This window comes from Cognatundibacterium luofuense (assembly GCF_018139685.1).
Classification (GTDB): Bacteria; Pseudomonadota; Gammaproteobacteria; order Burkholderiales; family Burkholderiaceae_D; genus Undibacterium; species Undibacterium luofuense.
The window spans coordinates 1-512 of the sequence record NZ_JAGSPN010000103.1; the positions used below are offsets into that span (position 1 = coordinate 1).

The window sequence follows — 512 nt, forward strand, 5'->3', positions numbered from 1 at the left end:
GTACTGCTGTAGGTAAGTTTGGCGGTACGCTGGCCAAGATTCCCGCTGCCGAGCTCGGTGCTACTGTGATCAAAGGCTTGCTGGCGAAAACCGGTCTGAACGGCGCGCTGGTCAATGAAGTCTTGCTGGGTCAGGTTCTGACTGCAGGCGTAGGTCAGAACGCCGCGCGTCAGGCCGTCATCAAAGCCGGTTTGCCGGATGCAGTGCCAGCCATGACGATCAATAAAGTCTGCGGCAGTGGTCTGAAAGCCACCCACTTGGCAGCACAGGCGATTAAAGCCGGTGATGCCGACATCATCATCGCTGGCGGCCAGGAAAACATGAGCGCTTCACCCCACGTGCTGGCCGGTTCACGCGATGGTTTCCGTATGGGCGATGCCAAACTGGTCGACACCATGATCGTCGACGGTTTGTGGGATGTCTACAACCAGTATCACATGGGTGTGACCGCAGAAAACGTGGGGAAGAAATATGAAATCAGCCGTGAAGAACAGGATCAGTTCGCGCTGGCT

At 56.6% G+C, this 512-nt stretch carries 1 protein-coding gene; it reads left to right on the plus strand.

The features are described 5' to 3' along the window. A partial coding sequence (locus KDM89_RS19530; protein WP_268977901.1) for a thiolase family protein occupies positions 1-512 on the plus strand: 512 nt, incomplete at both ends.